Here is an 8,515-nt window from a genome sequence, read left to right on the forward strand (position 1 = left end):
CATCTAACGATGATTTATCGCCGATTCAATATGAAAACTTAGCAAGTTTAAGTGTCCGGAATTGTTGACCAGAACAGTTTGGGTTAACTGCTTTTCATGTTCTGAAAGGTACTCCAGTAACATTTTTAGCCTAAGAGACTCAGCCTGCTCAGCACAATGCTCGTAACATTGGGTCATTTGCTGATGGAAGTCTACGATCCAATCAAGGATATCTTTAATCTGTTCTATCTGCATAGCGTAAGCTCCTTGAATTTTAATTCTTTATTAGATTTTTTAAATCTGTCATGAAGGGCAACGTTTCAATCTCACAACCCTGCCGACTCAAAAACAGAAATGAGGTCATTTTCAACTCAAATATCAAACATTAACGATGCATATGCATATCTTACTGAGATTAATGTTCCATCATCTGGCGCATCATTTGGGGTCGGTCACAGGTTTCTCCATTCTGCATACCCGCCTCTTTTTGATTTGCGTAAGCTCGTAATCCTGTCCCCACAAAAGCAACACTCAGTATTTCTACCATTAAATGTTTCATCACACGTTTCTAGATTGCGTTTTCTAAACGCTAATTTTCACAATCACGACTAATGTTAATCCGAATTATGCCTGTAACCCTTGGCTTTAAACTTAGACCTTCCAGCTACTGGAAGGTCAATAGGAACTAAGGTTTAGCTTGTATATAGAGGGAGATCAGTTTTCTTTTGATGGCATCCTACAAAAGCCTTGAGAGGGTACGTCGAGCGCACTATTAAACTTGCTCGACATATTTTGAAACGCGATCAGAGCCGTCAGTTCAACAATGCCATCATCATCGAAGTACAAACGCAGTTTATCCATCAAAACGTCTGTCACATGCCTATCGCTGTAGGTTATGGCATCTACATACTCAAGAACCATTCGTTCATGCTCATCAAATAAAGTGCTTTCACTCCACTCAGACAGAGCATTCAACTTGGTTATATCGCCTTCCCGCTTAGCAAACATATATGAGTTCACATCAACACAAAATTCGCACCAGTTAATCTGAGAAACTCTCACCGTAATCATTGATCTGAGTGAAGGAGATATCGCAGATTTTTTATAATCTAAAGACCCAAATAATAAGGCAACTGCTGCGAACAGACGTGGAACTCTAGCCCAAAGAAGAGCTGGCTTAAGCACCATCCCGTACTTACGGCTCTGGTTCCAAAAAAATGGTCGAAGATAAAAAGGGTAATCTTGAAGGTTTTTAGTATTTATACGCATCACTCTCACCATTTTTATTTTTTATGACAGCTCCAGGGCGTATGGGTATGGTTGTCATGTACATTTTGATCTACATATCGATAATAGCTCTCTTTAAATCTTGACCACCAATCTTGACTAATCTCGATGTCATGTTTAGAGATCAGTTTCTCCAAACTATCGATACATAATCTGCTCGCATCATACTCCAAGAGAAACAACTGATTTTCTGGATCAAAACTTACCTCATCAATACCATAAAGCGAGTCAATCTCTTCAACAGCTGCACAAACCTGTTCCTCCGTTGCCTTTTGTACTTTCAGGTGCCTCTCAACTAGGTTAATTTCAGATACCCCCAAACGATGCTCTTTACTCATGACTATTACCTCGAAAAATTTGGAATGAATCCTGGAGTGACTTGCTTGTATTTCGCGTACTCATCACCAAACTCTGTTTGAGCAACACCTTCTTCATAGTGAGCTAAACGCACATAAACGATGACTAAAACCGGAAACATGACTAACGTCGGAATTGTTGGCCATTGCAGTAAGAAACCAAACATAATCAAAATAAACGCTACATACTGAGGGTGTCTGCATCGCGCATACCACCCATCTTTAGCTAGACGATGCTGTTTCTGAGCGCTGTACAATACATTCCAAGCTGATGCCAAAATAAAAAATCCAATTACAACTAGCGCATTGCTAGCCAAATGCAGAGGATCAAAATGAGGATCGCCTTCAAAACCAAGCAATGTATGTAGCAAGTGACTATTTTCATGGGCCAAGAAGTCTACCTCAGGGTAGATTTCACTCAGCCAACCCGAAAGGAAATAAATACTTAAAGGAAAGCCATACATCTCTGTAAAGAGCGCAATAATAAAGGCTGAAAATGCACCTAAACTACGCCAGTCCATTTTATTTTTAGGTTTAATAAAACTAAACGCAAAAAAGATAAACACAGCTGAATTGATAATAACAAGGGGCCATAACCCATAATCATTGCTCATGCTTTTGCTCCTGTTGTGCTGTTTCCTCTCTCGCTGTTTTCAACCCCTCAATATAACCTTCACGGTATGCATCATTCTGCTTACTTTGATCAACAAAGTTGTCAGAATCTAGCCCTTTAGAAACACTACTTTCCTCTATTGGGCTCTCATGATGTTTGTGCCCCCCATGCTTATGGTTACCATGCATAAACAGATGCATTAGTGGACACATTAGTAAGATAATGAAAGGCAAATAGGGAAAGATATGCTCCCCATGTTCCACCAATAGGAAGTAACCTGCCACCGCAATCATTAATAGTGCAGCAACTCCACTTTTTGAACACCAAAATGAAGATTTCTTATTCATCATCTTTACCCTCTACGATTAATTCACCACGGTACATCTGCATTTGGCATGAAAATGGATATGTCCCAGGTTTTAGTGATTCAAGCGATATCTCCTTGGTTTTATTGAGTGGCAACTCTTCACTGATTTCTAGATTATTAAATTGAACAATTGAAGAGCATGGTGAGTTATCCTTCCTCAAAAAACTGAGTGTCACCTTTTCTCCTGCCATGACCCTTACTTGTGCAGGTGTATAGACTCCGTTATTGACAGTAATGGGGACTGTACCTTTTGCGACCACTCCACCTCTGGGCTTATAGAGCCAAAACCACCAAACGATCAAAGAGATCAGAGCAAAGCCCAAGATATTGATTACCAGCATGATATAAGCCTCCTATTAATGATCTGATGCTTTAAATAAACGAAGCCGATTTGCGTTACTCACAACCGTCAATGACGAGAACGCCATGGCTGCGCCTGCGATAACAGGACTAAGAAGTAATCCAAAGAATGGGTACAACACACCTGCTGCGAATGGGACCCCTGCTACGTTGTAGATAAACGCACCAAATAAGTTTTGTTTTATATTTCGTAGCGTAGCTTTACTGATGGCTATGGCATCTGCCAATCCATGCAAGGAACCACGCATCAACGTGATATCTGCACTTTCAATCGCAACATCAGTACCTGTACCAATCGCAAAGCCGACATTTGCTTGAGCTAAAGCAGGCGCATCATTAATACCATCACCTGTCATACCTACTATTTCACCCTGAGCTTGTAACTCTTCAACTTTGATGGATTTATCTTCAGGTAGGACCTCTGCAAAGAACTCACTAATTCCAACCTTCTCCGCTACTGCTTGAGCTGTGGCCCGATTATCCCCCGTCAGCATAACGACACGAATCCCATTGGCTTGTAGACGCTTTATCGCCTCAACGGAGTCATTTTTAATAGGATCAGATACTGAAATAATTGCAGCAAGCTCTCCATTAATTGCCAAATACATTGGCGTTTTCGCTTCAGATGCCACCCTCTGTGCACTCGCTATGTAATGCTCAATTGACACTGATCTTTCATCCATCAACTTTTCATTACCAAACAAAATCGAATTACTATCAATACTCCCTTCAACACCATGTCCGGCAATAGCTTCAAAATTAGCAACCTTGGACAATACAAGCCCTCGCTCCTGAGCTGACTCAACGATTGCTAGAGCTAAAGGATGTTCAGATCCAGATTCAAGGCTTGCAGCTAAAGAAAGTATCTCTTCTTCCTTGTAGTCACCTGTCACTTGAATCTCAGTAACTTTCGGGCTTCCTTCCGTAATCGTCCCTGTTTTATCCAAGATCATTGCGCTGATCTTAGAAGCAGTCTGCAAAGCTTCACCGTTACGTATCAACACGCCTGCCTCTGCCGCTTTACCTACGCCTACCATCACTGACATTGGCGTAGCCAAACCAAGAGCACAGGGACATGCGATGATTAGAACGGTTGTTGCGGAAACGATAGCGAATGCTAGCGCTGGTGCAGGACCGAAGTTCAACCATGCTAAAGCACTAAGAATTGCGATAATCATCACAACAGGGACAAAGTAGCCCGATATTACATCGGCTAATCGCCCTATAGAGGGTTTCGAGTTTTGCGCCCGCTTTACCATCTCGATGATCTGAGCTAATGCTGTATCCTTACCAACACGTGTCGCTTTAAATATTACTGACCCTGATTTATTAATTGATCCTGCGACAACCTCATCCCCACTTATTTTCTTCACTGGCATGGGCTCACCCGTCAACATGGATTCATCGACTGACGTATTTCCTTCAACCACAACACCATCAACAGGGATTTTTTCACCTGGACGAATTCTAAGAAGGTCTTCAAGCACAACATCCTCTATTGGGATATCAAGCTCTTCACCATCACGAAGTACACGGGCATTTTTTGGTTGTAAACCAATTAAACGCTTAATTGCCTCTGAAGTTCGGCCCCTTGCTTTGATTTCAAGCGCTAAACCAAGATCTATCAAACCGATAATCATGGCGGTAGCTTCAAAATAAACATGCCTGGCCATCAGAGGAACAGCGTCAGGCGCAAATACAACCACCATGGAATAAATCCAAGCGGTACCCGTACCCAACGCGATGAGGGTGTCCATATTCGCGCTGTGGTTTAGAAAAGACTTCCAAGCACCTATATAAAAATGTCGCCCAGAGAAATACATGATGCCTAAGGTCAAAAGGCCGACGACTAACCAAGAGATTCGTTCAGGATTGGTTGTGACTGTCATTTCGCCAATGAAGAGCCCATAGAGCATTAAGGGAATACCTAATGCCAGTGCAATCGTCATCTCTTTCATTAAGCGTTTATAGTAAGCAGCCTCCGATTTTTCTTTCTCATCTAACAGTTCTGTATCATTTTGCTTAACGAGGCTCGCTTGATAGCCAACACTCCCAATGGCACCTAGCAATTCATCTTCATTCGCATTTCCTGTAACAAGCACAGTTCTTTGCGCGAAATTCATTGAAGCAGTCTTAACTCCAGATACCTCTGATAACGCGCCTTCTATCTTCCCGACACAACTGGCACAGCCAGCACCCTCAATCAAAAGGATTGTCTCTTTATTTGGATTATTGGAACTCATCCTGTTCACCTGTAACACACTGTAAGCCCCTAGTGAGAGGCATAAAAAAGCATTTCTGTGATCAGGATAGACCTTCCTCTTAATGTAAGGTCAAGAGGAGTAGGCTCATAAATTTATCAAGGAATAGTGGAAAGAAAGGTGAATCGACCAGACAACCAAAAAACTCTAATATTGTTGATCAGCAGGGTACCCGCAAGCCCCTATATGAAATATTAAAAGCTACAGATGACAGTTGTTGCAGAAACCAAGAAGTTTCTGCAAGCAACCCAAAACTCATATTTATAAATGTGATAGAGACGGAACAACCTAATCGGTTAGGTAATTAAACTGATTAGCCTATCACTAGGGACTTGATCACCCCTAATTAATGAACAGGTCCAACCAAGGTAGTCATCACTGTCGTTATTCCAAAAATTCCAGCACCTATGATTTTTTCTAGAAAAATTGATTTTTTCAGCGCTGCCGCATCTCGCGAATGAAGTAATTGAGGGACTAAATATAACTTATGAAACGCAGCTAACATTAAGATAGCGCCCACAAACGCTAATTTAGTAAGCAGTAGATTGCCATAAGTATCAGTGAATAAATTATTCCATCCAGTTAATTCATAACTTAAAAATAGCCCCCCACTAAAGAGCACAGCTACTGCGAAAACCGCTAGTTGACCAAATCGTTCTAACACTTGATGTGCATCGTTATATTGCAATCGATGACAGATCAACCACAAGGGATACAATGACCCCATCCACCAAGCGGTTAGTAAAATATGAACAGATAACACCAACTGAAATAAAAATGGTTGTTCAACAGCATGGCCCGCTTCAGTAAAGGAAAAAGCAATTAATCCGATAGCGATACAAGCCATTAACACTTCAAGCACATTTAGCTTAGCGCCCTCAGCAGGCCGGTATCGTCTGACGAAAACATGTATAAGAATCGTCACAATGAACAGTGAAAAACCTAATATTCGTGCCATTAAGGCATCACCAACAGCGGACTCCCACATCATAGATACCATATCCGGTTCGAACATACCGGTAACACCCTCCTCCAAAGATGCTCCTACACGTACGAAAAAATGAGCCAGAGCCGCTGTTATTCCGACCAATAAGAATAACAGTGTATAGCGTACCAGCGGTTCTTTAAGCTCCTCATGAATCCTCATCAAGTGGAGGCTAGCGGCTCCACCTACAGCGGCAGACATCCCTAAATACATAATCCAACGGGTTATCAAAATCCAGAATTCCCATGCTGTAAATTCCATCATAGCCTCAACTTAATTTTCAGATACTGGAGATTAATGCTGCATAAAAACGAACGATCCTTTCATCATATGTCCGTCACCACCCATGGCCTTCCAATGCACTTTATAAGCATCTGGTTTCAAACTCGGTATCATCGCTTTAAATGAAGTTCCTGCTTCTTTAGAGCGTTTAAAATCAATTGATACTGGCTTGCCACTAGAATCAACAACTTTGAGGCTGACCAATTTCATTGGTTTGGCAAAATTAACTTCAACTCTATCGGTAGGCTCCATCATCATGGCTCCATCTTGTGGATAGCTACCGTTCATCATACCGTGAGCAAACAACGACGAAGATACTGTGAGTGCAGCAACAGCTAACAACGCTTGGAACTTTTTCATATTACTTTACCTTTTATATTTTCAGATGGTTGAGTCTTAGGAAGCAATTGTCGTTTCCTCAGTTACTGCAACTACAAACGTGGAAAAGAACAAAATAAATAACTCTATACAAACAGAGTTTTTTATTCTCTAGTAACTCTCGTTTAGTTAACCAAATAAGGGTAATTCAATATCGCGGGACACATATGCCTCACACGTGATGCTAAACGTACGGTGTTATAGGCGGGGTATAAGGCGGGGAACTCGCAAGATAAGTATAACGATTAAAGTATAGGAAACCTGCATACCCCATCCGATGAATTTTAGGCTCTGTGGAAGACGTTAAAACAGCGGTGATACTGCAATGCGTTGCAGAACAATCTTTATCTGCAACTACACTAGTACACGAACCAGAACTAACTCCATGATCGCAATACTCAGACATCATAGAGGTAGACATAATCGTAGGTCCTAAGTTTTCACCTTGACCAACATCTGCCACAGATAACTGGGCCATATTGATACTGCTCAACCAACTTATAGCAAATAGAATCAGAATAGAAATACCAACTCTCCTGAAGTTGGCTCGTCGGGTATTCTGATATATATGAAAATGAGCAGTTCGCATAGACTTGTTCATTACCGAAAGAAGTTCAATATTAATATTTCAAATCAAAACGCACTAATTGAGGTTCAGTTAACCTTGGTTTACTTAATAAAATACCAACTATTTTTATAGTTGAATACGTCAATTGTGTGTTGGCCAAGATTGAATTTGCCTCTATATATTGTGCGAAAAAAACAAATCTCATAAGCCCTGTTAAAGCATAAACCTTCCAGTTACTAGAAGGTCAACATCAAAATAAATAACGAATTACAAGGACTCCACGGAGCCTTTCTATTCATCCCCTCACTGTGCCAGAATATTAATAAAAAACTATCTTTAGTTTGTTGAGTGGAAGGTATCATAAGTCTGCTAACACATTGCATACATCTAAATAAAATCTGCGATGCTGTATTCGTAAGAGTGGCCAGAATATTTAGTATGGTGATAAAATAACAGACAAAATAAAGAAGAAGCAGCGTAGATACTGATTCCCCTTCAATTGTTACACAGCGTAATTATTGAATCTTAATCTTTACGTGATTCTCTTTTATGCTCTGCCTTTTCTTTCCGCATTTCTCTTTCGTGTTCTTCCCTATATTTTATCATCTCACGCTGATGCTCTTCCCGATCCTTTCGCATCTCACGGTCGTACTCTTCTTTGTCTTTACGGTCTTCACGTTCAATTTCTTCACGCTCTTTACGACTCTCACGCTGATATTCCTCATCACGTTTACGCTGTTTTTTTACCATTTCTTTATCGTGCTTCATGCGTTCGCGTTCGTTTTTCATTTGCTCTTTGGCAGCTTCTCTCTGCTCTTTATCTTTGGAGTCCGCGTGGGCAACCGTTAACGGGAGAGTTACACTAATAAGCTGATCACTAGTCCTCTAATGACTTTTTTCATTTTAATTATTCCTTACGCACATTTGGACCAATATAAAAATAATGCATCAGAGCTTACCTGCAACTGAATGAGAAGAGTGCATACTCATGTCTGCTTTTGGCACAGGCTGTGTGAAAACTAACAAAACCCTTCCCGGAGCTTACACAGGCTTAAGTTGGTAAAATGGTCAGCGAATTC

Annotated in this window: 10 protein-coding genes; all 10 read right to left on the reverse strand. The window is 41.0% G+C overall.

What is annotated here, in order from left to right; all coding sequences use genetic code 11:
• Window positions 1-3: 3 nt before the first annotated feature.
• Window positions 4-234: a hypothetical protein gene (locus tag A3773_RS16550; RefSeq protein WP_067988529.1), complete on the reverse strand. Its 231-nt coding sequence runs from the start codon at window positions 232-234 to the stop codon at window positions 4-6.
• A 459-nt stretch (window positions 235-693) separates the two neighbouring features.
• The gene (locus A3773_RS16555; protein WP_331709179.1) at window positions 694-1,260 is read right to left on the reverse strand and encodes a carboxymuconolactone decarboxylase family protein; all 567 of its coding nucleotides are present in this window, start codon (window positions 1,258-1,260) and stop codon (window positions 694-696) included.
• A 2-nt stretch (window positions 1,261-1,262) separates the two neighbouring features.
• Window positions 1,263-1,604: a hypothetical protein gene (locus A3773_RS16560; RefSeq protein WP_067988535.1), complete on the reverse strand. Its 342-nt coding sequence runs from the start codon at window positions 1,602-1,604 to the stop codon at window positions 1,263-1,265.
• 5 nt (window positions 1,605-1,609) lie between these two features.
• Window positions 1,610-2,236 carry a methyltransferase family protein gene (locus A3773_RS16565; RefSeq protein ID WP_067988537.1) on the reverse strand — a complete coding sequence of 209 codons (627 nt, stop codon included), beginning with the start codon at window positions 2,234-2,236 and terminating at the stop codon, window positions 1,610-1,612.
• Complete coding sequence (locus A3773_RS16570; protein ID WP_067988540.1) at window positions 2,226-2,585, reverse strand: DUF2933 domain-containing protein; 360 nt, start codon at window positions 2,583-2,585, stop codon at window positions 2,226-2,228. The genes A3773_RS16565 and A3773_RS16570 overlap by 11 nt, the downstream gene beginning before the upstream one ends.
• Window positions 2,575-2,943: a cupredoxin domain-containing protein gene (locus A3773_RS16575; protein ID WP_067988544.1), complete on the reverse strand. Its 369-nt coding sequence runs from the start codon at window positions 2,941-2,943 to the stop codon at window positions 2,575-2,577. The genes A3773_RS16570 and A3773_RS16575 overlap by 11 nt, the downstream gene beginning before the upstream one ends.
• Before the next feature lie 15 nt (window positions 2,944-2,958).
• Complete coding sequence (locus A3773_RS16580) at window positions 2,959-5,205, reverse strand: heavy metal translocating P-type ATPase (protein WP_067988547.1); 2,247 nt, start codon at window positions 5,203-5,205, stop codon at window positions 2,959-2,961.
• 364 nt (window positions 5,206-5,569) lie between these two features.
• Window positions 5,570-6,472, reverse strand: a complete 903-nt coding sequence (locus A3773_RS16585; RefSeq protein WP_067988551.1) for a CopD family protein — start codon at window positions 6,470-6,472, stop codon at window positions 5,570-5,572.
• Window positions 6,473-6,502: 30 nt separating this feature from the next.
• On the reverse strand, window positions 6,503-6,850 hold the full coding sequence (locus tag A3773_RS16590) for a copper resistance CopC family protein (RefSeq protein WP_067988554.1): 348 nt from the start codon (window positions 6,848-6,850) through the stop codon (window positions 6,503-6,505).
• 1,111 nt (window positions 6,851-7,961) lie between these two features.
• Complete coding sequence (locus tag A3773_RS16600) at window positions 7,962-8,225, reverse strand: hypothetical protein (RefSeq protein WP_067988561.1); 264 nt, start codon at window positions 8,223-8,225, stop codon at window positions 7,962-7,964.
• Between the last annotated feature and the right edge of the window lie 290 nt (window positions 8,226-8,515).

Origin of the sequence: Neptuniibacter pectenicola (genome assembly GCF_001597735.1) — a bacterium.
In the GTDB taxonomy this organism is placed as follows: domain Bacteria; phylum Pseudomonadota; class Gammaproteobacteria; order Pseudomonadales; family Balneatricaceae; genus Neptuniibacter; species Neptuniibacter pectenicola.

What these genes read in the sequence shown, in the direction of transcription:
- A3773_RS16550 (WP_067988529.1), bottom strand. Translation starts at nt 234, where the DNA reads ATGCAGATAGAACAGATTAAAGATATCCTTGATTGGATCGTAGACTTC.
- A3773_RS16555 (WP_331709179.1), bottom strand. Translation starts at nt 1,260, where the DNA reads ATGGTGAGAGTGATGCGTATAAATACTAAAAACCTTCAAGATTACCCT.
- A3773_RS16560 (WP_067988535.1), bottom strand. Translation starts at nt 1,604, where the DNA reads ATGAGTAAAGAGCATCGTTTGGGGGTATCTGAAATTAACCTAGTTGAG.
- A3773_RS16565 (WP_067988537.1), bottom strand. Translation starts at nt 2,236, where the DNA reads ATGAGCAATGATTATGGGTTATGGCCCCTTGTTATTATCAATTCAGCT.
- A3773_RS16570 (WP_067988540.1), bottom strand. Translation starts at nt 2,585, where the DNA reads ATGATGAATAAGAAATCTTCATTTTGGTGTTCAAAAAGTGGAGTTGCT.
- A3773_RS16575 (WP_067988544.1), bottom strand. Translation starts at nt 2,943, where the DNA reads ATGCTGGTAATCAATATCTTGGGCTTTGCTCTGATCTCTTTGATCGTT.
- A3773_RS16580 (WP_067988547.1), bottom strand. Translation starts at nt 5,205, where the DNA reads ATGAGTTCCAATAATCCAAATAAAGAGACAATCCTTTTGATTGAGGGT.
- A3773_RS16585 (WP_067988551.1), bottom strand. Translation starts at nt 6,472, where the DNA reads ATGATGGAATTTACAGCATGGGAATTCTGGATTTTGATAACCCGTTGG.
- A3773_RS16590 (WP_067988554.1), bottom strand. Translation starts at nt 6,850, where the DNA reads ATGAAAAAGTTCCAAGCGTTGTTAGCTGTTGCTGCACTCACAGTATCT.
- A3773_RS16600 (WP_067988561.1), bottom strand. Translation starts at nt 8,225, where the DNA reads ATGAAAAACGAACGCGAACGCATGAAGCACGATAAAGAAATGGTAAAA.